Source organism: Actinomycetota bacterium, from assembly GCA_035759705.1.
Lineage (GTDB): Bacteria > Actinomycetota > CADDZG01 > JAHWKV01 > JAHWKV01 > JAJCYE01.
Genome location: DASTUJ010000039.1, coordinates 17,612 through 37,523 on the forward strand (window position 1 = coordinate 17,612; position 19,912 = coordinate 37,523).

Annotated in this window: 25 protein-coding genes; 9 read left to right on the forward strand and 16 right to left on the reverse strand. The window is 66.9% G+C overall.

Going from position 1 to position 19,912, the window contains the following annotated elements:
- The first annotated feature begins 74 nt into the window (after positions 1-74).
- Genes VFV09_02395 through VFV09_02405 form a run of 3 tightly spaced genes read left to right on the forward strand, consistent with a single transcriptional unit; the run spans position 75 to position 2,358 of the window.
- A complete protein-coding gene (locus tag VFV09_02395; protein HEU4866554.1) occupies positions 75-836 on the forward strand; it encodes an ABC transporter permease in 762 nt (253 codons plus the stop codon).
- Positions 833-1,885: an ABC transporter ATP-binding protein gene (locus VFV09_02400; protein ID HEU4866555.1), complete on the forward strand. Its 1,053-nt coding sequence runs from the start codon at positions 833-835 to the stop codon at positions 1,883-1,885. Before VFV09_02395 ends, VFV09_02400 begins: the two co-directional genes overlap by 4 nt.
- A 35-nt stretch (positions 1,886-1,920) precedes the next feature.
- Positions 1,921-2,358, forward strand: a complete 438-nt coding sequence (locus VFV09_02405) for a hypothetical protein (GenBank protein ID HEU4866556.1) — start codon at positions 1,921-1,923, stop codon at positions 2,356-2,358.
- 196 nt (positions 2,359-2,554) lie between these two features.
- Here the strand turns inward: VFV09_02405 and VFV09_02410 are convergent, their stop codons facing one another.
- The 3 genes from VFV09_02410 to VFV09_02420 all read right to left on the reverse strand — a co-directional run bounded on the left by VFV09_02410 (position 2,555) and on the right by VFV09_02420 (position 4,764).
- Positions 2,555-3,136: a hypothetical protein gene (locus VFV09_02410; GenBank protein ID HEU4866557.1), complete on the reverse strand. Its 582-nt coding sequence runs from the start codon at positions 3,134-3,136 to the stop codon at positions 2,555-2,557.
- Positions 3,127-4,155 (reverse strand): lipase family protein, encoded by a 1,029-nt coding sequence (locus tag VFV09_02415; GenBank protein HEU4866558.1) that lies wholly within the window; start codon positions 4,153-4,155, stop codon positions 3,127-3,129. The genes VFV09_02410 and VFV09_02415 overlap by 10 nt, the downstream gene beginning before the upstream one ends.
- A gap of 285 nt (positions 4,156-4,440) precedes the next feature.
- Positions 4,441-4,764, reverse strand: coding sequence for an STAS domain-containing protein (locus VFV09_02420; GenBank protein ID HEU4866559.1), 324 nt, complete (start codon positions 4,762-4,764; stop codon positions 4,441-4,443).
- 295 nt (positions 4,765-5,059) lie between these two features.
- Here VFV09_02420 and VFV09_02425 point away from each other — a divergent pair, with 295 nt between their 5' ends.
- Together VFV09_02425 and VFV09_02430 are read left to right on the forward strand one after the other, a co-directional pair.
- Entirely contained in the window at positions 5,060-5,722 is a 663-nt protein-coding gene (locus VFV09_02425; protein HEU4866560.1) for a MerR family transcriptional regulator, read from the forward strand.
- On the forward strand, positions 5,722-7,152 hold the full coding sequence (locus VFV09_02430; protein HEU4866561.1) for an ATPase domain-containing protein: 1,431 nt from the start codon (positions 5,722-5,724) through the stop codon (positions 7,150-7,152). The genes VFV09_02425 and VFV09_02430 overlap by 1 nt, the downstream gene beginning before the upstream one ends.
- On the opposite strand, the gene VFV09_02435 is transcribed toward VFV09_02430, so the two are convergent.
- From VFV09_02435 to VFV09_02455, 5 genes are all read right to left on the reverse strand, one after another.
- The gene (locus VFV09_02435; protein ID HEU4866562.1) at positions 7,149-7,970 is read right to left on the reverse strand and encodes a class I SAM-dependent methyltransferase; all 822 of its coding nucleotides are present in this window, start codon (positions 7,968-7,970) and stop codon (positions 7,149-7,151) included. The two genes, VFV09_02430 and VFV09_02435, sit on opposite strands and share 4 nt — an antisense overlap.
- Positions 7,971-7,986: 16 nt before the next feature.
- Positions 7,987-8,361 carry a DUF3037 domain-containing protein gene (locus VFV09_02440; protein HEU4866563.1) on the reverse strand — a complete coding sequence of 125 codons (375 nt, stop codon included), beginning with the start codon at positions 8,359-8,361 and terminating at the stop codon, positions 7,987-7,989.
- 11 nt (positions 8,362-8,372) lie between these two features.
- Complete coding sequence (locus tag VFV09_02445) at positions 8,373-9,131, reverse strand: HipA family kinase (GenBank protein HEU4866564.1); 759 nt, start codon at positions 9,129-9,131, stop codon at positions 8,373-8,375.
- 9 nt (positions 9,132-9,140) lie between these two features.
- Entirely contained in the window at positions 9,141-9,764 is a 624-nt protein-coding gene (locus VFV09_02450) for a dihydrofolate reductase family protein (GenBank protein ID HEU4866565.1), read from the reverse strand.
- 95 nt (positions 9,765-9,859) lie between these two features.
- On the reverse strand, positions 9,860-10,102 hold the full coding sequence (locus VFV09_02455) for an SHOCT domain-containing protein (GenBank protein ID HEU4866566.1): 243 nt from the start codon (positions 10,100-10,102) through the stop codon (positions 9,860-9,862).
- A 177-nt stretch (positions 10,103-10,279) separates the two neighbouring features.
- Here VFV09_02455 and VFV09_02460 point away from each other — a divergent pair, with 177 nt between their 5' ends.
- Entirely contained in the window at positions 10,280-10,624 is a 345-nt protein-coding gene (locus VFV09_02460; protein ID HEU4866567.1) for a hypothetical protein, read from the forward strand.
- A 22-nt stretch (positions 10,625-10,646) separates the two neighbouring features.
- Here VFV09_02460 and VFV09_02465 read toward each other — a convergent pair whose 3' ends face one another.
- Genes VFV09_02465 through VFV09_02475 form a run of 3 tightly spaced genes read right to left on the reverse strand, consistent with a single transcriptional unit; the run spans position 10,647 to position 11,818 of the window.
- Complete coding sequence (locus VFV09_02465; protein HEU4866568.1) at positions 10,647-11,096, reverse strand: hemerythrin domain-containing protein; 450 nt, start codon at positions 11,094-11,096, stop codon at positions 10,647-10,649.
- 9 nt (positions 11,097-11,105) lie between these two features.
- Positions 11,106-11,348 carry a hypothetical protein gene (locus VFV09_02470; GenBank protein HEU4866569.1) on the reverse strand — a complete coding sequence of 81 codons (243 nt, stop codon included), beginning with the start codon at positions 11,346-11,348 and terminating at the stop codon, positions 11,106-11,108.
- A gap of 20 nt (positions 11,349-11,368) precedes the next feature.
- The gene (locus tag VFV09_02475; protein HEU4866570.1) at positions 11,369-11,818 is read right to left on the reverse strand and encodes a GreA/GreB family elongation factor; all 450 of its coding nucleotides are present in this window, start codon (positions 11,816-11,818) and stop codon (positions 11,369-11,371) included.
- Positions 11,819-11,883: 65 nt separating this feature from the next.
- Between VFV09_02475 and VFV09_02480 the strand changes: the two genes are divergently transcribed.
- A complete protein-coding gene (locus tag VFV09_02480; GenBank protein ID HEU4866571.1) occupies positions 11,884-12,069 on the forward strand; it encodes a hypothetical protein in 186 nt (61 codons plus the stop codon).
- A 4-nt stretch (positions 12,070-12,073) separates the two neighbouring features.
- Here the strand turns inward: VFV09_02480 and VFV09_02485 are convergent, their stop codons facing one another.
- From VFV09_02485 to VFV09_02500, 4 genes are all read right to left on the reverse strand, one after another.
- Positions 12,074-13,288: a hypothetical protein gene (locus VFV09_02485; GenBank protein HEU4866572.1), complete on the reverse strand. Its 1,215-nt coding sequence runs from the start codon at positions 13,286-13,288 to the stop codon at positions 12,074-12,076.
- A 41-nt stretch (positions 13,289-13,329) separates the two neighbouring features.
- Positions 13,330-13,740 (reverse strand): cupredoxin domain-containing protein, encoded by a 411-nt coding sequence (locus VFV09_02490; GenBank protein ID HEU4866573.1) that lies wholly within the window; start codon positions 13,738-13,740, stop codon positions 13,330-13,332.
- A 122-nt stretch (positions 13,741-13,862) separates the two neighbouring features.
- Positions 13,863-14,327, reverse strand: a complete 465-nt coding sequence (locus VFV09_02495; protein ID HEU4866574.1) for a DUF2269 family protein — start codon at positions 14,325-14,327, stop codon at positions 13,863-13,865.
- A 7-nt stretch (positions 14,328-14,334) separates the two neighbouring features.
- A complete protein-coding gene (locus tag VFV09_02500; protein ID HEU4866575.1) occupies positions 14,335-15,036 on the reverse strand; it encodes an ArsR family transcriptional regulator in 702 nt (233 codons plus the stop codon).
- Between the two features lie 137 nt (positions 15,037-15,173).
- Between VFV09_02500 and ctaD the strand changes: the two genes are divergently transcribed.
- Positions 15,174-17,054 carry a cytochrome c oxidase subunit I gene (gene ctaD, locus VFV09_02505; GenBank protein ID HEU4866576.1) on the forward strand — a complete coding sequence of 627 codons (1,881 nt, stop codon included), beginning with the start codon at positions 15,174-15,176 and terminating at the stop codon, positions 17,052-17,054.
- Positions 17,055-17,112: 58 nt separating this feature from the next.
- Complete coding sequence (locus VFV09_02510; GenBank protein ID HEU4866577.1) at positions 17,113-18,333, forward strand: XRE family transcriptional regulator; 1,221 nt, start codon at positions 17,113-17,115, stop codon at positions 18,331-18,333.
- Between the two features lie 558 nt (positions 18,334-18,891).
- Here VFV09_02510 and VFV09_02515 read toward each other — a convergent pair.
- Entirely contained in the window at positions 18,892-19,887 is a 996-nt protein-coding gene (locus tag VFV09_02515; protein HEU4866578.1) for a CAP domain-containing protein, read from the reverse strand.
- Positions 19,888-19,912: the final 25 nt, after the last annotated feature.

A 19,912-nucleotide genomic window follows, 5' to 3' on the forward strand; every position in this document is an offset into this window, starting at 1 on the left:
AGCCGCAGCCCACCCCCTTCCCGGGCCGACGCCGGGGAACCCTATCCGGGTCGCTGGAGAGGGCGTCCACCGGCGTGGCGAAGGTGGCAGTTGGCGTGGCCGTGTTGTTCTTCCTGCTGCCGCTGGTCGGCCTGTTGCTCCGCACCCCCTGGAGTGAGCTGGGGACCGAGCTCGCCTCTCCGCCGGTGCGGAGCGCCCTGTGGCTATCCCTGGTCTGCTCACTGGCCGCCACTGCGATCTCCGTGGTGTTCGGGGTTCCGCTGGCCTGGGCGCTGGCCCGGTGGCAGTTCCCGGGCAAGTCGGTGGTGCGAGCGCTGACGACCCTGCCGATGATCGTCCCGCCGGTGGTGGGAGGCGTCGCCCTGCTGCTTGCCTTCGGACGGCGTGGTTTCGCAGGGAGGTGGCTGGACCAGGCCTTCGGCATCACGCTCCCCTTCACTACCGCTGGGGCGATCCTGGCCGAGACATTCGTCGCCATGCCGTTTCTGGTCATCACCGTGGAGGCCGGCCTCCGGTCGATGAACCGGCGGTTCGAGGACGCCGCTTCGACGCTGGGCGCCGGACCGTGGGTCACGTTTCGCCGGGTGACCCTCCCCTTGATAGGGCCGAGCCTTTGGGCCGGGGCCGCCCTGGCGTGGGCCCGGGCGCTCGGCGAGTTCGGCGCGACGATCACCTTCGCCGGGAACCTTCCGGGGCGAACCCAGACCATCCCGCTGGCGGTCTACCTGGCGCTGGAGACCCGTCTGGAGGCGGCGATCACGCTGAGCGTGGTGCTCCTGGCCGTGTCGCTGACGGTGCTCGTCCTGCTCCGCGACCGATTTATGCCGAACCTGTGAGCCTCGAAGCCAAGCTCGAGCTGCAGCTGGGAAGCCTGGACCTCGACGTCGACCTGCGGGTCGGTTCGGGCGAAGTGCTGGCGGTGCTGGGCCCCAACGGGTCGGGCAAGACCACGCTCCTCCGGGTTCTGGCCGGTCTTCTACCCGTGCGGTCCGGCAGGGTGGTTCTCGACGGCGAGGTGCTGGAGGACACCGGCGCCGGCACCCGGCTGCTGCCGGCTGAACGTTCGGTGGGGTTCGTCTTTCAGGACTACCTGCTGTTCCCGCACCTGACGGTCGTCGAGAACGTGGCGTTCGGCCTGCGATCTCGGGGCGTGACGAAGGGAGCAGCCCGTGCTGCGGCATCCACGTGGCTCGGCACCATGGGGCTTGACGCTTATACCAAGGAGAAGCCGGGGTCGCTGTCGGGCGGGCAGGCGCAGCGCGTAGCGCTCGCCCGCGCCCTGGCGCCCAACCCCCGCCTTTTGCTTCTCGATGAGCCGCTGGCCGCCCTGGATGCCGGAACCAAGCTGGAGGTCCGGCGGGAGCTGAGCAGGCACCTCGGCTCGTTCGAGGGATCCGCGTTGCTGGTCACCCACAACCCGCTCGAAGCTGCTGCTCTGGCAGACAGGCTGATAGTCCTGGAGAACGGCCGGGTGATCCAGGACGGCACGTCGACCGAGGTGGCGTTGCGCCCCCGTTCGGCCTACGTCGCCGAGCTGGTCGGCCTCAACTTGATCCGCGGCAAGGGTTTCGGCGATCACGTCGAGGTGGAGGAAGGCGGCCGCCTGGTGGCCCCGTCGACACCCCTCGGGGATGTCTACGCCGCCATCCACCCCCGGGCGGTTGCGCTGCACCGGTCGCATCCCGAGGGCTCTCCCCGGAACGTCTGGGAGGGCACGGTTTCCGGCATCGACCTCGAGGGTGAAAGGGCACGGGTGAGCGTCACGGGACCGGTACGGGTGGTGGCCGAGGTGACCGTGCAGGCCCTGAAGGAGTTGAACCTGGTGGCGGCCGGACCGGTTTGGGTCTCTATCAAGGCCACGGAGATCCAGGTCTACCCCGCCTGACATAGGATCGAAAGACCCTACGCCGAGGAGGTTCGATGACCAGCGCCAAGCTCCGCCTGCTTGTTCCAGCCGTCCTGACGATCGCGCTGCTGGCCGCCTGCAGCGGCGATGACCCGGCCATCGAAGGGTCGCCGTCGGCAAGCGCCTCCGAAAAGGCATCTCCCACCACCGGCGCCACTGCTTCCCCGGCCGCCACTCCGGCGGACATCACCGCATTCCTGCAGCCGGGCCTCACCGCAGAAACCGTCGCCCTCCTCAACTCGTGCCATGGCGGCGACAACGCCGCCTGCGACAAGGCCCAGGAACCGGGCCGCCTGGAGGACGGGCACTTCTCCAAGATGACCGCCGCCTGCGAGCAGGGGAACCAGGACGCCTGCAAGCTGAGGGACCGGCTGGTCGAAGCGGAGTTGCGGATCCACTGCGCCGACGGCGACGCCTCGGCCTGCGTCACTCCCACGCCGGACCCGTACTAACCTCAGCCACCAACCCTTTGGACGGCCGGCCCACGGCCGCAAGACGATATCGCCCGGCTCGCCGCTCCGTTTAAGAGCTAGCCCTCGCCCATCAGAGTCGAACTCTTTCATGCCGACGAAGGTGGCCGGCTCGGGTTGGTCGGCCGTGGAAGGTTTTCAGCCGGCGGTGGTAGCGGCAGAGCAGAGAATTAAGCACCTACTCCGTCGCTGCGAGGTACGCCGCACCGCGGGGCGACAGCCGGTAGCCGACCTCCAGGCTCTCCGTCAGACCCAGCTCCTTGAGCTTTAGGACGTCCCGCTTGAACGGCAGGGTCTCCCGCGTCAGCAGTGCGGCGAGGTCGGCGGCCCGGGTGCCGGGTGAGTCCTGAATGAGCTCCAGGACGGGCCGGGTCCACGGCCCTACGGTCGACGACCGGTCCATCCGCTCCAGCCGAGCCTTGAGGCCGGCCAGCTCCTCCCGGGACAGGTCCCCCCGGTTTCGCAGCTCGATCCGGGGGTCCGGGCCGGCGAAGCGCAGCCGGACACGGTGTACCGGGCCCTTCGCCGACCAGCCGGACAGCTCATCGACCAGCTCTGCCCGGGAGCCGGACCCTGCAAGTCGCGCCTGTTCCTCTGTGATCTGGTCGATGGTTACTACGTCGACCGCCAGCACCTCGACCAGACCCACAAAGGTCCTCAACCGGGTTCCGACCTTGACCCTCGGCCGTTCCCAGCAGCGAAAGGCCAGCTCAACGGTCCCTTCGACGATCCCCTGCAGGACCTCGGGGCTCAGGAGCACAAATTCGCCCCCGGACGCCCGGCAACCTCGCTCCCGGCGTTCCGGGCGTCGATCCAGGCAAGCACATCGGACCCGGCCGACCGGATGACGCCGATGTGGTCGGCGCCTCGGTAGGTCTGCAGCTCGGCGACGCCGCCCAGTCCGCAGAGGCGGTCGAACAGCAGGCGGCTCACGTCGACCGGCACCACCTGGTCCGCTTCGCCGTGCACCAGGAGAATCGGCGCCTGCGTCCTGCTCCGCCCGGGCGTGTTCTCCGTGATCGCCTCCCGCCAGCCATCGGCTTCCGCAGGGTTGGCCTTCAATACCCGGTCCAGGCGGGCGCTGCGGAAACGGCTGCCGATCTCCTCCTGGCAGAGCCGCTCGACCCGCTCCCGCTGGGCGACGATGTCGGGGTAGAGGATGGCGTCGAGATCGAGTTCCGGGTAGGCCGCCTTGAATCCGAAGGCCCCCATGACGACGAAACCGGTCGCAGCCGTCAGGTTGCCCTCCGGCAGGAGAGCAAGCAGGTCCAGCTCGGCGGCGGGCGCCGCGGCGACCACCCCCATCAGCTCCAGCTCCCCGGCGTACTCGGGCGCCAGCTCACCGGCGAACAGCACCGCCCCGCCGCCCTGGGAGGCCCCGAAGGCCAGGAAGCGGTTCCCGGCCGATGCCTCGGGGATCTGCCGGGCGGCCCGGACGCTGTCCAGCACTCCCCTGCCCTCACTCCGGCCGACCAGCCACGGATGGGCGCCCGGGGTCCCCAGGCCCTCGTAGTCGGTGGCCGCCACGACGTACCCGCGGCGCAGGAGCTCGGAAAGGGTCGACGACCCGATCAGGTCCCCGGGTGAGCGGGAGGGCGCACAGCTGTCCCCCAGGCCCACCGAGCCGTGGCCCCAAGCCACGACCGGCCGGGGTCCCGTAGCCGGTCCCGCCGGCGCAAACACCAGCCCCGAAACCACGATGTCCCGGCCGTCCACCGACGTCGAGTGGTAGAGAACCCGCCAGCCCTGCACACCGCCCGGCGCGTCGAGCGGCTCCATCCTGACCAACCGGCCCGGCTCGGCGGCCGGGACACCCTCCGGCAAACGGTAGAAGTCATCAGCGAGCTCAGGGAATTGGGGGGGAAGCATCACTCCGGGGCTCGAGCCGGGAGACACAGCGGCGGTCGGGTCGGCTGCGGGCGGGGTTTCCGAGCCGCAGGCGAAAAGGAGAATCGAGATGCAGGCCAACGCGGCAAAGAGCTGGATCCGGCCGAAGGGTTGCCCGCGTTGAACCACCTTTAGATCTTGCCAGTGGTTGGGGAGTTAGCGGTACGTCTGAGGCGGTTAGGCGGAGATGCCGTCCTCGAGGAACTCGAAGAACGAAGAAGCCTGGGTCAGGGTGAACAACCGCTCGATGTGGCGCGGTCCCCTGGTGAACGCCAGCCGGCCGCCGTCTGCGGTGATCCGCTTCTGGGCGGCGATGAAGCTGTGCAGTCCGCTGCAGTCGATGAACGCCAGGTTCTTGAGGTCCAGCACGATGCTTTTCGCCGACTGCTCGACCTCGGAGAGAGCCTGCTCGAACTCACCGACGGTAGCCATGTCGAGCTCACCTTCGAGCACCACGACTGCCCGCGAACCATCGTTGAACACGCTGGTGGAAAAGATCATCTCGGGCTCACTCTCTGTCCAAATTGGTGCGAAGTGAAGAGTTGGGGGCGCGGACTCGGGGCGGGGAGTGGCCGATCGGGAGTTGTCGAATTCGGAGATATCGGAAAGGCTCATTGCCATTTCAGTTCCTCTTCACTATCTGCGAAATACAGCTCCGTCTACGAACTATAGCATAGTTGTGAATAGGTTGTGAAGAGGTTTTGAAGTGCCTCTAAACCCTAATCGGCCTCTGGCGGGGTATTGAAGAGGTTGCAGTTACCGGCTGAAGGGGTCCTGAGCAAGTACGCTGGTAGTTATGAACGGAACCGGGCCCATCTACAGCATCAGCGCAGTCGCCAAGATGCTCGGCGTCCCGGTCGCAACACTGCGCACCTGGGAGGACCGATACGCCCTGGTGATCCCGGAGCGTACGGCCAGCCGGCACCGCCTTTTCACCCGTGAGCAGGTCGAGCAGCTGAGGTTCGTAAAGGCCCGGCTGGACGAGGGTGCAAGTGCGGCGGATGCCCACCGCCTGTTGCGGGAGCGTTCCGAGGTCGGGGAGGTTTCCGAGCAGCCCGCTCCGGCCGGGACCGGCCGAACCCGGGTCCTCCTGGCGGAGAACGACCCGTTCGCTGCTGAGTTCCAGGAGTACTTCTTGAAAGCCGAAGGTTTCGAGACCGCAGCCGCCTTCGATTACGACACCGCCGTCACTGCTCTCAACAAGCTCTTGCCGTCGCTGGTGGTCGTGGAACTGCTGATTTCGGGCGGCCTGGGCCTGGACCTCTGCGGCTACCTGAAGGACCGCAAGGAAGCCCCGAAGATCCTGGCGGTGTCGTCACTGGACTCCGCCGAGCAGGCCCTGGCGGCCGGCGCCGATGCCTTTCTCCCCAAGCCGCTCGACCCGGTGAAATACATGACGACGGTCAACGAGCTGCTCGGATCCGGCTCCGCGTGGGCCGGCCAGTCTGCAGCCATGTGATGACCGAACGGCTCATCAGCGGCAACGGACCCCTCGACCGGGTTCTCGGCGGCGGCCTGCCGGCAAACGCCATCAGCATGATCATCGGCCTTCCGGGAAGCGGCAAGACGATAGTGGCCCAGCAGTACGTCTTCCGCAACGGAACGCCGGACCGCCCGGCGGTCTACTTCTCAACCGTCTCCGAGCCGCTCGAGAAGCTCCTCCGCTTCGGCCAGACGCTCGACTTTTTCGACGCAGGCGCTATCGGGACCTCGGTGTTCTACGAGGACCTGGGAGACACTTTGAACAAGGATGGGCTGGCGGGACTGAGCGAGCGGGTCTCGGCGGTCCTGAGAGAGCGTCGCCCCGGCCTGATCGTCATCGACAGCTTCAAGGCCCTGAACGCCTTCAGCTCCGACCCGGGCGAGTTCCGCCGGTTCCTCCACGAGTTCGCCGGGAGGCTGAGCGTCTCCCCCACCGCATCGTTGTGGGTGGGCGAGTACGAGGAGTCGGAGATCGCAAGCGGGCCCGAGTTTGCGGTGGCCGACGCCATCCTCGGGCTGGTCACAGTTCGCTCCGGCGAGCGGGAGATGCGGCTGCTCCAGGTCCGCAAGCTCAGGGGGAGCGACTTCCTCTCCGGCCGGCACGCCTACCGGCTATCCAGCAACGGGCTCAACCTGTTCCCCCGTCTGGCCGACCACCCCGCCGAAGTCCATTACGTGCTGGACAAAACCCGGGTCTCCTCCGGCATCGACGCCCTGGACACGATGCTGGCCGACGGTTACTGGCCGGGGGCATCGACCCTTATCGCCGGCCCGTCCGGCTCGGGAAAGACGCTCATGGGCCTTCACTTCATCTTCAACGGAGCCCGCCTCGGGGAACCGGGGATCGTAGCGACGCTGCAGGAGAACCCGATCCAGCTTCAGCGGATCGTCGACGGCTTCGGCTGGTCCCTGCAGGAGCCGGGGGTTGAGGTCATGTACAAGTCCCCAGTCGACATCTACATCGACGAGTGGGTGTACGACCTGCTGGCGGCGGCGGAGCGGACGGGAGCCAAACGGATACTGGTGGACAGCCTGGCCGACCTCCGGATGACGACCTCGGACGAGGTCAGGTTCCGGGAGTTCCTCTACTCGCTGATCCAGCGGTGCTCGCGGGCCGGCATCAGCCTGATGATGACGATGGAGATCCCGGACCTGTTCGGGGTGGAGCGCCTTTCCGAGTTCGGGATCTCCCACCTGTCCGACAACGTAGTGCTGCTGAACTACTTCATCGACCGCGGGTTGATCAAGCGGGCCATGTCGGTGACCAAGACCCGGGCTAGCCGGCACGAGCCGGAGATCCGGGAGTTCTCTATCGACCCGAGCGGGATAGTTCTCGGCGACATCGCTCCCTTCGGCAAGAAGGAGACGCCGGGGACCCCCGCCGTGATCGGCGGGCCGAAGCTCTAGTCCTCCCGGAGCAGGGGGTGGCGGCTGTAGTCGTCCGGTGACACCCGCAGGCTGTCCGGCCAGCAGTAGTCCTCCAGCTTCGCCATACCGTTGCGCCGGCCGACGCAGCGAACGTAGCCCAGGTACCGACCGGCATCGGTTTCGAGCGTCTGGATCTCCGGCATGTTCTCGGGAGACCCGGTCAACTGCCAGTCGAGCCACACCTGCCAGCCCTCGGGCATCGTGTCCGCCGTCTCGACCGAGACGATCCCCGTCTTGCCCCAGTGAGTGCTCCACCACTCGGCCGAGTGCAGGCACCAGCAGTCCTGGGTCCAGAACGCCTTTAGGTGCTCCGGCACTCCGCCCTCGAACTCCTTCACCAGGCCGGCTCCGGCGATGCCGATCTGCCCGCCGGGCTTCACAAAGTGCGCCAGGTAGTTGAGGTACAGCTCGTCGGTCCCGAAGTAGGGAAACGAGTCGATGCACACGATGGCGTCGAAGAACTCCCCTGCGAACGGCAGGGAGCGGGCGTCGGCGTGGATGGCGTGAACCAGGTTCGCTCCGGCGTCGGCTATGCGCTTGTAGTTCTCCGATGCACTCACCCACAGGTCGGTGGCCCACACCTGCACGCCGAACTCCCGGTGGAGGAATATCGACGAGGCGGCCCGGCCGCATCCGAGGTCGAGCACCCGCATCCCGGGAGTGAAGGTCATTGCCCCCGACAGCCACTCGGTCAGCCAGAGGGAGTTAGCTCCCCCGCCGGCCGAGCCCAGAACCCAATCCGGGTGGTAGCGGGAGGCGAGCGGAAATCTGTCGGATACGAACCGTTCGTCGCGCACGGCTGGAGTCTGCAGGTTAGTGGACGAGCCTGTCCAGCAGGTGCTCGAGCTCGGCGGCGGGGTCGGAGGTGAGGCCGGAGTGAACGGGGCCCGGCTGCACGACGGTCGACCGGGGCGCGGCCAGCCAGTCGAATCGCTGGCGCTCGCTCAACAGGGCGGCCGGCCCCCCGGCTTCGTCGCCCCGGCAGATGGCCGCAATCGTCTCGAGGTGCGCGTTGATGTCTTCGGGGTCGACATCCGGGCCCAGTGCCTTCAGCCGTTCGGGGTCCACGTCGCAGGCGGCCCGGAGGAACCGGGAGTCCTGGCCGTAGAGGACGACCCCGACGTTCAGGAACTCCTGGCGGTCGACCCGGGGGACGCAGCGCAGCACGAAGTACTCGAAGCTTGTCATATGCCCGCCGTTCACCGGGGCAGCCACTCGGGCGCCGAGGCCAGGCGAGCCTTCAGGAACTCCAGGTACAGCTCCCGAACGGCGGCCGGCTCCTCCCTGCCCGGAGCGGGCTCCAGCCACTCGTCGGGCACTAGGTCCAGCACGTCCCGAAGCACCCGGTCCGTGATCTGCTTCGCGATGGCGGCGTACACGCCCGGGCCCGCCTTGCGGGCGACGTCCTTCAGGATGTGGTCGTCGTAGTCGTAGGGCCGGACGGCAAAACGATCCGGCGAAGCCGCCTCCCAGTTGTGGTGGAAGTAGAGGGCGGCGCCGTGGTCGATACACCACATCTTTCGGTGCCAGATCAGCAGGTTCGGGTTGCGCCAGGAGCGGTCGATGTTGACGGTCAGGGCATCCAGCCACATGATCCGGGCCGCCTCCTCGGGCGGCGGCTTGAATGCCCTCCCGTCGAACCCGAACGACCCGGGCAGAAAGTCGACGCCCAGGTTCAGCCCGATGCTTGCGGTGAGCAGGTCCTGGACCTCCTGGTCGGCCTCGTACCGGCCGATCTCGGCGCTGAGAACCAGGGCCTTCATCTCGGGAACCTTCAGATCCAGGTACCGGGCCAGCTCTCCGACGATGACCTCGGCCACCAGCGCCTTCGTGCCCTGCCCGGCGCCGCGGAACTTCATGACGTAGGTCCCCAGGTCGTCGGCCTCCACCAGGCCGGGCAGGGAGCCCCCCTCTCTCAGGGGGGCGACGTAACGGGTGGCGATCGCTTTTGGAATCATCCCCCGACGTTACACGGCCCCGCGGCCTCCGATCCGGTACTTGACGTGGGTGATCTCCGGGGAGCCGATCACCCGGACGATCTCGAACTTGCCTCGCGGGTCCAGGTTGTCGAACAGCCGGGTGCCGCCGCCCAGGAAACGGGGAGCGATGTGGACGTCTATCTCGTCGAGCACGCCGGCCTCGATCGCCTGCTGGACGACGTTGGCGCCGCCCGCGATCGATATGTCCTTGTCCCCGGCCGCCTCCCGCGCCCGGTCCATGGCGGTTTCGAAGTCGGGGACGAAGGTGTAGCTGGTTCCGCCCTGCTTCACAATCGTCTCCTTGGGCCGGTGGGTGACCACAAAAACCGGGTTGTGGTAAGGCGGGTTCTCGCCCCACGGGATCTCCCCCAGGTCGAACATCGTTCGGCCCATGACCACGGCCCCCTTGTTCTCGAAGTTTTCCTTCGAAACCTCGTCGTCGGGCCCCTCGTCACCACCCTCCAGGCCCTGGGGCTCCCGCCAGGACTTCAAACCGAAGACCCACTCGTGAAGCTCCTCGCCGCCGTCACCCATCGGGTTCTCGGGGGTTATGTTCGGACCTGCGATGTACCCGTCGACCGACATCGACAGCTGAGCAGTTACCTTTCCCATGACTAGCCTCCTGTTCCAACCGGGTCAATTAAACCTTCACCCGTACGTCGGACCAGCCCGGCGGAGTTCGACATTTCGAGAAAAGAATTCCTCCGCTACCTGCGGCGCTCCTTCAGGACCTTCAGGCGCTCGTGGTACTCCTCGACGGTGATCTCGCCCCTGGCGTACCTGTCGGCCAGCACACCCTGTGCCGAGTGACCCTGCCGGCGGCCCGGTTCCCGGAAACGAAAGACCATCAAGATCACTGCGCCCCAGAGCAGGATCCAGAACAGCGGAAAGACGGGCCACCAGCCCGCGTGACCGGCGCCTTCTGCAAACGCCAACGTTGCTGCCAACATCTCAACCTCCTTTTCGACAACTTCCGACGCATCCCATGGTGGGCAAGACCGGAGCCGCAGTCGTCACCCGGCGGGAGGAAGTTCGTATACCGCTCGGGGCGCACCACACGGACGGCGATTCTCCCGGAGAAGCATGGCGGAGGCCGCTGTGTCGTAGCGCGGGGTTATCCTCGAAGCATGGAATCGATAGACATCAACATCAGCGCCGACAACCCACGCATGCCCCGGGCGGCACAGCTGGCCATGATGCTGGTCACCTCCAGCCTGAAGGCGGACGAGCCGGAGAACGTGCTGGGACGGGAGGTCTTCAACGACGTCATCAGCGAGTGCGCCACCGAGTCCCTGCACGACCCGGAGTTCCAGGCCTGCCTGCTGGTGTCGCTGGTCCGGATCGTCAACGTGATGGCGGACCTGGCCGGGGACGGCATGGGCATCACGCCCGAGGAGGTCGTCCAGATCACCGCCCCCATCCTGGCGGCATGGACCGAGCCCGGCGGCCCGCCGGACCAGCTGGACCTCTAGCCTTTTAGTACGGTCCTGGCGGTCAGACCTCACGCCGGTGGCCGGCGACCTCTTCCAGGCGATCGAGCGGAACGAGCTTCTCGATGAGCGGGAACAGCTCGTCCTCCTCGAACCGGACGTGCAGCCGGAGCGTTTCGGCGATCTCTGCCATCAACTCCGGCGTCACGGCCGCCTTCACCAGATCGCGCTTCAGCAGCCCCACCAGGCGATGGATGTTGAGGTGCTCCAGCACCGCCCGTTCTACCAGCGGACGGGCCTGGTCGTGCTCGATTGCGGGAGGAAAGAACAGCTCCTCCTCCTCCCGAAAGTGGTGCAAGGCCCGTCCGAGGTAGAAGTTGACGAAGTCGTCGGCCGCCCTGATCCGGGTCGCCCGATCCTCAGATCCCGATGCGGTCTTCAGCCGGCGGGCCTGGGAAAGTGCGTGGTGATGGTCCCGGGTCAGGGGCAGCAGGGCGTCCAGCCGCTTGTTCATCTGTTCAGTCTAGAAGCTGCCCCTGCGCAGCGCGGTACGGCTCCGGCCCTGCCCCAGCGGTTTGTAGGGAACCAGAACCCAGCGCCCGCCATGCCGGCGAACCTCGTGGTTGGAACGAAGTGTTCGCATGCTCCGGCCGGAGCCGGCAACCGTCCTCCGGCCGTTCCGGCTCTCCCGTGCCCTGCGCCAGGCCGGAATCAGGACGAGGACCAGGGCCCAGATGAGGGTGGCGGCTACCAGAAGCAGGGACACGACCGTCGCGGTCCCGGAACCTACCGGGACCGCCGGCGGACACCCTGGACGACAAAATCCCTGCTGCCGCGAGGGGTTCGCACCTGCACGAGGTCCCCGGCCTGTTTTCCGAGGACGGCTGCCCCCAGGGCGGTTTCGGCCGAGATAAAGCCGGGCGCCTTCACGATCAGTCCCGGGGCGTGCACTATGAACTCCTCAGGCTCACCTTCGGACTGCTCCTGCAGGACGACGCAGTCGTTCAAGCGGACCGTCCCATCCGGGACCAGTTCCAGTTCCCCCTGCAGCTCGGCCAGCAGGCGGGCAACGTCCTGGACCTCCCGCCGGGCGTAGTCCCGCAGGGCGGCGGTTCCCAGATGGCCCAGCTCACCCCTCTCCGAGCGCAGCTTCGGAAGCTCTACATCCTGAAGATGAGCCAGGCGCGCCTTCAACTCCTCGCGTGGATCACTACCAACGGTCAGCGTTCGAATCACAGGAATCCTCCTTGCTTAATGTTTTGAGTATACCATTAAGCACTTTGCTCATGTAGTCTGGTCCGGTGACGGATATGGAAGAGCCGAACGACCAGGATTACGCGGCCCTGCTGGCCCGGCGCCGGCGGGTAGCCCACATCGTGGCCATCGTCGCCATAGCGATCGTCACGGTGATCCTGGTGCTGGGCGCTCTTCAGGCCCGCCGGTACGACAGGTGTATGCGGGACCTGGACTGCGCGGAGGTTCGTTAAGCAGTCAGCGCCGCGGTTTCCACCACACCTGTGAGACAGCGGCCACCGACGGCCACCGGGCAATCCAAACGAACGAGAACGCCTTGAACAACGCCCACGCGGCGGCGGACCAGACCAGCAGCAACCCCACGGCCTCGGTGCGGGCGGGAACCGGGGCCGACAAACCCAGCAGGAGCAGGACCAGGCCGATGTTGTAGGCGGCGACCTGCGTACGGGCTCCCTTCTCGAACGCCACCAGGTGAAGCCTCCTCAACTCCCCACCAACCGGCTTCTCCATCGGCAGCAGGAACGCCCACGCTCCGAGAATCGCCTGCACCACCGTCCCCCCGGCCAGCCCGACCAGCCACAGATTGCGGGTCGCAGCCTCAAGCCCGAAGCCGAGCGCCCCCAACTGCAGCGCCGTCACGACGAATAGCCAGAGGACGGCCGCAAGCAGGTGCAGCGCAGACACCGGCACGGGAAAACGCCTGGGTGCGCGGGCAACTGCAGATGCAATGCGCCCGAAGGGGACCAGCCCGGCTCCAAAGCCCGCTGCGCCCGCCGCCGCAAGCAACGGCAGGTCCAGCGTCAGGCCGGATGCGATGGTCAACAAACCGGCGAAACCGGCCCACGGCGCCCAGGCCGGGCGAACGCTCAAGGCTCGAACCCTGAGTACCGCCGGCAGCAGCGTGATCGCGGTGCCGACGATCGTCATGGCGGCCCAGCCGAGCAGGTTGAACGCCATGTGGACCAGGCGGTGGGAGAGCCGGCTTTCGGTGTCGGAGAGGACTCCGAGCGCCAGCGTGGCGCCCGCCGATCCGCCGACCAGAATGCTGATTCCCGCCAAGCGGTAGTAGGTCCGGGTTTCACGAAACCGCGTGCCCAAACCCTTCCGCCACTGCGCATCGGCAACCAGGCCGGACCAGAGCGTCCCCGACAGGAATGCTGCGGCCCCCACCCCCACCAGCAGTACGACACCCGACAGCCGGCCCGCTGCGATAAGCGCGGCTCCGAGGTTGAGCAGACCCAAGGAGCCCAGAAGGTGATACCGGGCGGCGGGAGGAGCCATCGCCAGCGTGCTCGAAAACTTGATCTGGCCGCCGGCAATCAACTGGCTCGCGGACCCAAGCAGGAGCATGTGAACCGGGAGCCACCAACCCAGCCGAAGCTGAGGCGGAAGCAGGCAGCCCAGGAGGGCTCCGGCGAACCACAACCGCGCGGTTAGGTGATGGGGCGTCATCGACTCGCGGCTGAGTCCGTGAAGCTCTCCCGGGCTGGTGCCTAGGCCGAGACCTCGAAGGTCCCGGACATCTCGGGGTGGATGTCGCACTGGAAGTACAGGTCCCCTGCGGGCAGCGCCGGCACGTCGTAGGTGGCGTCCTTGCCCGGGTCGACAAAGGCGCCCTGGTAAAGGCTCTCGCCCCCCTTGGAGGCGTACACCGACAGGTTGTGCGGTTCGGCGTCAGGGTTCTGCAGCTCCAAAGAGAACGGCTCGCCGGCGGTAACCTCCAGGCGGTCCCTGTCGAAGGCGTTCGTGTCGCCCTTTTCGGCCACTATCGAAAGAGCGGCGCCCGAAGCATCCGAGGATTTGTCGCTCTCGCCTACCGGGGTGGACTCTTCACTGCTGCCGCCTCCCCCGCACCCGATAAGAAACACTGCCGTCAGGGCTGCCACCAATGCCGCCGTCCTCATTTACGCACCTCCACTCTGCCGGAGCCTCGTTGCCCCGGTCTCGATGGCCCGGAGTGTAGCCGCGAATGGGTTATTTATCTTGCCTAATACGTTCGACGCCCTTTTCGTCGTGAAAAAAGATCCTAATGGGGCTTGAACACCATCAGGAAGAGGATGACGAGGATGCACCCGGCGGCAAGGTAATTCAGGGCGGCCGAGGCCCGGTCGTCGAGCAGCCGGCGAAGCTCTTCCGTCTCCGGTCCGCCCTCCTCCGAGAGGCGTTGAGCCAGTAAGCGGGCCTTCTTCGGCCGCTGCCCACCCACGATGCCGGCGACCATCGCCGCCAGCAGCAGGCCGATCGCCCAGGAGATCCACGTGTCGGAGAGCCGGCGCCCCTGCAGGTCCACGAGCCACAACCCGAGCCCGAGAACCGATACCGTGGCCGCCGCCACCGCCATTGCGCCGATCCGGCAGAGCTTCAGCAGAAGGGCCACCTCGGAAGGAGCGGTCCGGGACCGGGCCAGATGCCAGCCGGCCGCTGCCAGCACCATGCCAGCGAAAAGGGCGAACCCGGAGACGATGTGCCCGAACAGGGCCCAGCTGTTCACCCTGGGGTCAGTTCGCCGAGGGCGGGGGCGCAGCGAGCTTGGCGATGCACAGGGTGGGGGTGACGAACGGAAGCAGCACGGTAGCTTCGGCGTCCGACTTCACGTCGGCCAGCGCCCCCCGCAGGATCCCCAGGTGAAGCGAGCAAACGGTGGCCGGGTACCTGGCTGCGATGTCCCGGAACGGGCAGTTGTGCAGCCGCACGTCGACACCCTCGGGCGTTTCGGCCACCTCCGGCTCGAAGCCGAGCCGGTCCATCATGGCCATGATCATCTCTGCCGCTGCCTGGAGGTCGACCGGGTCGCCGGGATGCGGCCGGAACTGCGCCGAGAGGTAGCCGCCCCAGCTCCGGCCGGCAAGCTCGGCGCCCGCCTCGGGGTCATTCAGGCCGGCGTTGACGAACCCGGCCAGCATGGTGGCCAGCAGCTTGTAGTTGCGGGCGCCGTGCCCCATGTCCTCCGCCTCGGGGCCGGGCTTGAACAGCACCTTGGGGCGGCCCCTGGTCGTACGGGCTTCGATCTCAGGCGTCACCAGCCCTACCAGCTCCAGCCGGCGCAGGTGAGACCGGACGGTGTTCTGGTGCAGCCCGACGGCCTCGGACATTCCCGGTATGTCGAGCGGGTGGTCCGACTCCAGGATCAGAGTGAACAGTTGCAGGCGGGCGGGGTCGGAAAGAGCCTTGTGAGCCTCGGCCCCTTCCTTTACTCGCATTCTCAGGCTCCCGCCGGTATTAGGTATTCCAAAACGCTACTCGATTTACAAGCCGGTTTGCCTTTTCTAACGACTTAGGTACCATGATGCCAGTTTTGTGGTGAAAAACCAAGAAAGGGGCCCGCAACTTGACGACCGTGACCTCACCTCCCCGACTCCTGCGCCGGCCGACCGCCAAGACCGGAATATGGAGTTGGATCACCACGGTCGACCACAAACGCATCGGGCTCCTCTACGGGTACACCTCTTTTACGTTCTTCATCCTCGGCGGCCTGGAGGCGCTGCTCATCCGGACCCAGCTCGCCCGGCCGGAGAACACGGTTGTCGATGCGGACACCTACAACCAGCTGTTCACGACCCACGGGCTGACGATGATCTTCCTGGTGGTCATGCCCCTCGGTAGCGCCTTCATGAACTACCTGATCCCGCTCATGATCGGCGCCCGGGATGTGGCATTCCCCCGGTTGAATGCGCTCAGCTACTGGGTCTACCTGGCGGGCGGGCTGTTTATCTACTCGAGCTGGGTCCTGGGGGGCGCGCCCGATGGCGGCTGGTTCGGGTATGCCCCGCTCACAACCGGCGACGGGTTCCTCCCCGGCCCGAACAGGCTCGACTTCTACGCCCTCGGGCTGCAGATCCTCGGGGTTGCGTCGCTGGTCGGGTCGATCAACCTGATTGTCACCATCCTCAACATGCGGGCGCCGGGGATGAAGCTGATGCGAATGCCCATGTTTGTGTGGATGACCCTGGTGACCAACTTCCTGCTGATGTTTGCGATGCCGATCATCGCCGTGGCCCTGTTCCTGATGACCTTCGACCGGACCTTCGGAGCGCTGTTCTTCAACCCCGCGTCCGGAGGGGACCCCATCCTGTGGCAGCACCTTTTCTGGCTCTTCGGACACCCCGAGGTGTACATCATGATCCTGCCGGCGATGGGCATCGTGTCCGAGATCATCCCGGTCTTCGCCCGCAAACCACTGTTCGGATACAGCTTCATGGTCTTCTCGGGAATCGCCATCGGCCTCATGGGCTGGGGGGTGTGGGCCCACCACATGTTCACCACCGGCCTCGGCCCGGCCGCCAACGCCGCCTTCGCCGTCTCCACGATGTCGATTGCCATCCCGACCGGCGTGAAGATCTTCAACTGGATGGCCACCATGGCCGGCGGCAGGCTGAGGTTCACGACGCCGATGCTCTTTTGTATCGGGTTCATCGGCATGTTCACCATCGGGGGCCTTTCCGGGGTCACCCACTCGGTGGTGCCGCACGACGCCCAGCAGCAGGACACCTACTACATCGTCGCTCACTTCCACTACGTGCTGTTCGGCGGTTCGATCTTCGCCCTGTTCGGCGGGCTTTACTACTGGTTCCCGAAGGTGACCGGCCGGATGCTGGACGAGCGGCTGGGCAAGATCCACTTCTGGATGATGATGCTGGGCTTCAACGCCACCTTCGGCCCGATGCACATCCTGGGCCTGAAGGGCATGCCCCGGCGGTACTACACCTACCAGGAGGGGCTCGGCTGGGAGATGTGGAACCTGCTGGCGACGGTAGGGGCCTTCACCATCGCCGCCTCCACCCTGGTTTTTATGGTCAACTGGGTCAAGAGCAAGCGCCACGGCGAGATCGCTCTCGGCGACCCGTGGGACGGGCGTACCCTGGAGTGGACGATCCCCTCCCCTCCCCCCGAGTACAACTTCCGGCAGGTCCCCTTCGTCACCAGCCTGGACGACTTCTGGAACCGCAAGTACAAACAGGACCGCAAGGGCCGGCCGGTGCGGGTTCCGGTGGGCGGGGCCGAAGAGGTGGCCGAGCCGGAGGAAGCGAACACTCCCAAGATCCACATGCCGTCGCCCTCGATCTTCCCGCTGGTGGCGGCTGTGGGGATGCCGCTGATGGCGTACGCCGTGATACTCAAGTCGTGGTTCGGCTTTGGCGCCGGGGTCGTGGTGTGCCTGGCCGGGTTCTACGGCTGGGTCCTGGAACCTGCGTCGGAGGAGCCGGCTCACCCGTCCTAATCCGGCTCCGGCCGCTGCTTAATGCTACCCTCGAAGGCATTAAGCAGGAGTGACGGACGTGGAACTCACAACGGGCCTCAAAGAGGTCGACGACCTGATCGGCGGCCTTCAGATCGGCGACAACGTCGTCTGGCAGGTCCTCCAACCGGTGGAGCAGGCGATCATTCGGTCGTTCGTGACCTCTCCCTCCTCCGCCGGACTGGTCTACCTGACGTTCACCGAACCGGCGGCTGCGGTGCTCGAGCGGTACCGGTCCGCCTGGCTCGACCGGGACGTGCTGCTTCTCGACTGCTTTCCTCGCACGGGCGGCGCCGGCCGGCCGCGCAAGGGCAGGCACCGGATCGTAACCGTCCAGGACCCCGGGGAGCCGGCGTCTGTGGTCGAGGCGCTGAAGAACGCCGAGGGCACGTTCGGCCCGGGAACGGCGTGGTTGTTCGACAACCTGACGGCTATTCAGGACCTGTGGGGGCCGGAGGATGCGCTGGCCCTTTTTCTCGAGCACTGCCCGCGGCTCTACGAGCTGCAGACCGTCGCTTACTGGTTCCTGAGGAAGGAGGCGCACGACGCGTCGTTCCTGGCCCGCCTTCAGCGCACGACGCAGGTGGTCCTGGACACCAGCCCGTCAAACGGCCACCACTACCTGAAGGTCGCAAAGGCGGCGGGGCGAATCGACGCCGTCGGCCGGGGCGTGGAGTTCGAGCTGAACGACCGGGGCATCTCCGTCCTCGGCAAGGGCGCCGAACCGCCGCCCCCCACCGGCGAGATGCTCAAGGCGAAACGGCTGGCCCGGGGCCTCTCCCAGGCCGAGCTGGCCCGCCGGGTCGGCATCACACCGAGCGCCCTGTCCCAGGCCGAGGCCGGGCTGAGGGGCCTGTCCGAGGAGACGATGGCCTCGGCATTCTCGGTCCTCGGCCCCGACGAGCGGCCCGCGGCGCTGCCCTACACCGTGGCCCGCCGAAGGGCCCGCAGGTCGCGGAAGCTGGCAACCGGGCTCCGGGCGGAGGACGTGCTCGAGGACGTCTCCAGGATGTCGGTGCACATCCTGGAGTTCGCCGCCGGCTCGACCGGGCGGCGCCCCCCGTTTGCCACCAAACAAAAGGAGGTCGTCGTTGTCATGTCGGGCGTGCTGGAGTTGCAGATCGGAGCAGCCAAGGAGGTCCTGCAGGCAGGCGACGCGATCGTGGTTCGGGACGAGCCCGTTTCGTCCTGGTCCAACCCGGGCTCGTCCGCCGCGCGGGTGCTGTGGTGCATCCTGCCGCCGGCCCAGGGGCCGGCGTAAATTTCGTGGGCCCGGCAGGATTCGAACCTGCGACCAAGGGATTCACTCAACCCGCCGTTACCGGCGGAAGTGGACTATCTCATCACCCTCGTCTCATCCGTGAGGCTGTCCGTTAGGGCGCGGGACGCTCTTGCCTGTCATTAAGGGAGCTCGGGCGTTCACCCATCCCTCAGGTAGTCTCTGCACCTTCCGAAAGTGTACTTCCGGCTTGGCTCAGGGTTGCCGGCGCCTTTGACGGCGCTGAAGGTTCCCCTGAATTCATCCCGTTCCTTGTCCCACGTTTCCGTGTGACGGCACCATTTCGATGAGTCCCCTGCTCTAACCGCTGAGCTACAGGCCCTGCAGGCCCATAGTACTTGTAATCCCCCCCGGCCCAACCGACCGATCCGTCCTCGGCGGTTGCGGTGAAGGCATGAACGAGGTCGACCCCCACGGCAGCGAAGCGAACCGACTGATCGCGGAAAACGGCCTGATCCTGAAGGTGCTGGTCGGTTCCGGGGTTCAACGGCACGGCGCTCGGAGGCACGACCGAGCTCACTTGGGACCGCCAGTCGCCCGTCACCGAACGGCGGCTCGGGCAACCTGGCGTTTGTGCCACCTTCCTCCGGCCACCATGCCGACGGCCAGCGAGATCAGCAGCATCGTCCCAAGAAAGCCGGCGATCAGCATCGTTCCCGCCTGTTCGAAGACCGGGGCCGGCGGCGGCGCGGCTACCGCCCTGGTCTCGATGACCGCGGCGGTCGTCTCGTACACCTCCGGCTCGACGGTGCGCACCACCGGTTCCGGCGCAGGCGGCGGGGTCTCCACCGGGGGCGGGGCGACCGGCGGGGCCGCCACCACCGGAACGGGAGCGGGGGCCGGCGCGGGGTCGGGCTTGGGGGCGACCACCTTGTTCACGACCGGTGCCGGTGCCGGGGCCGGCGCGGGCGCAGGAGCGGGAGGCGGCGCCGGGGCCGGGCCGGGGGCCGGGGGGGCGGCGAAACCCTGGCAGGTGACGCCCGGCCCTGCCTTGATGTCGCCCTGTATTACCCGGGGGTCGGCCGGCGGGACCGCGTCGCCGGGGCGGGAGTCGGCGCCGAACTCGATGACGGCTATGGTGCGGTCGAACCCGTTGACGGTGGCGCACGACATCCCTACGGCAGCGTGGGAGAAGGCGGGGTCGAGCAGGTTCTTGCGGTGAAGCTCGCTCTTCATAACCTCGATGTGGGCGAACAGGGGGGTGATCTTGGGGACGCCGAGCACGATGTTCTCGCCGCCCGCCTTGTAGCCGAACCCCCGGGCCGGGAGCACGTCCATGTGGTAGATCTGGCCCTCGTTCGCAAGCTTGAACGCCCACTCCCGGGCGACCTGACCCAGGCGCGGGTCGTGCTGCAGCGGCCGGATCCCCCGGGCGGCCCTTTCGACGTTGGCCAGGTCGAGGATCTGGGACTCCACGCTGGGGATCAGTCCGGGGTCGGCGTGGGCGGCGGCCGGTGAGAGCAGGGGCAGCGTCGATCCCAGAATCAGTCCCATCAGCGCCAGACAGGCGCGTCTGGAAGACATCCACGTGGTCATGGGGGAACCTCCGAATTTAGGTTCC

Bases quoted from the DNA above. Each gene is read 5' to 3' on its own strand.
- VFV09_02455 (HEU4866566.1), bottom strand. From the start codon at position 10,102: ATGTTGGCAGCAACGTTGGCGTTTGCAGAAGGCGCCGGTCACGCGGGC.
- VFV09_02450 (HEU4866565.1), bottom strand. From the start codon at position 9,764: ATGGGAAAGGTAACTGCTCAGCTGTCGATGTCGGTCGACGGGTACATC.
- VFV09_02500 (HEU4866575.1), bottom strand. From the start codon at position 15,036: ATGCGAGTAAAGGAAGGGGCCGAGGCTCACAAGGCTCTTTCCGACCCC.
- VFV09_02485 (HEU4866572.1), bottom strand. From the start codon at position 13,288: ATGACGCCCCATCACCTAACCGCGCGGTTGTGGTTCGCCGGAGCCCTC.
- VFV09_02445 (HEU4866564.1), bottom strand. From the start codon at position 9,131: ATGATTCCAAAAGCGATCGCCACCCGTTACGTCGCCCCCCTGAGAGAG.
- VFV09_02465 (HEU4866568.1), bottom strand. From the start codon at position 11,096: ATGAACAAGCGGCTGGACGCCCTGCTGCCCCTGACCCGGGACCATCAC.
- VFV09_02515 (HEU4866578.1), bottom strand. From the start codon at position 19,887: ATGACCACGTGGATGTCTTCCAGACGCGCCTGTCTGGCGCTGATGGGA.
- VFV09_02490 (HEU4866573.1), bottom strand. From the start codon at position 13,740: ATGAGGACGGCGGCATTGGTGGCAGCCCTGACGGCAGTGTTTCTTATC.
- VFV09_02460 (HEU4866567.1), top strand. From the start codon at position 10,280: ATGGAATCGATAGACATCAACATCAGCGCCGACAACCCACGCATGCCC.
- VFV09_02425 (HEU4866560.1), top strand. From the start codon at position 5,060: ATGAACGGAACCGGGCCCATCTACAGCATCAGCGCAGTCGCCAAGATG.
- VFV09_02440 (HEU4866563.1), bottom strand. From the start codon at position 8,361: ATGACAAGCTTCGAGTACTTCGTGCTGCGCTGCGTCCCCCGGGTCGAC.
- VFV09_02405 (HEU4866556.1), top strand. From the start codon at position 1,921: ATGACCAGCGCCAAGCTCCGCCTGCTTGTTCCAGCCGTCCTGACGATC.
- VFV09_02420 (HEU4866559.1), bottom strand. From the start codon at position 4,764: ATGATCTTTTCCACCAGCGTGTTCAACGATGGTTCGCGGGCAGTCGTG.
- VFV09_02415 (HEU4866558.1), bottom strand. From the start codon at position 4,155: ATGGAGCCGCTCGACGCGCCGGGCGGTGTGCAGGGCTGGCGGGTTCTC.
- VFV09_02430 (HEU4866561.1), top strand. From the start codon at position 5,722: ATGACCGAACGGCTCATCAGCGGCAACGGACCCCTCGACCGGGTTCTC.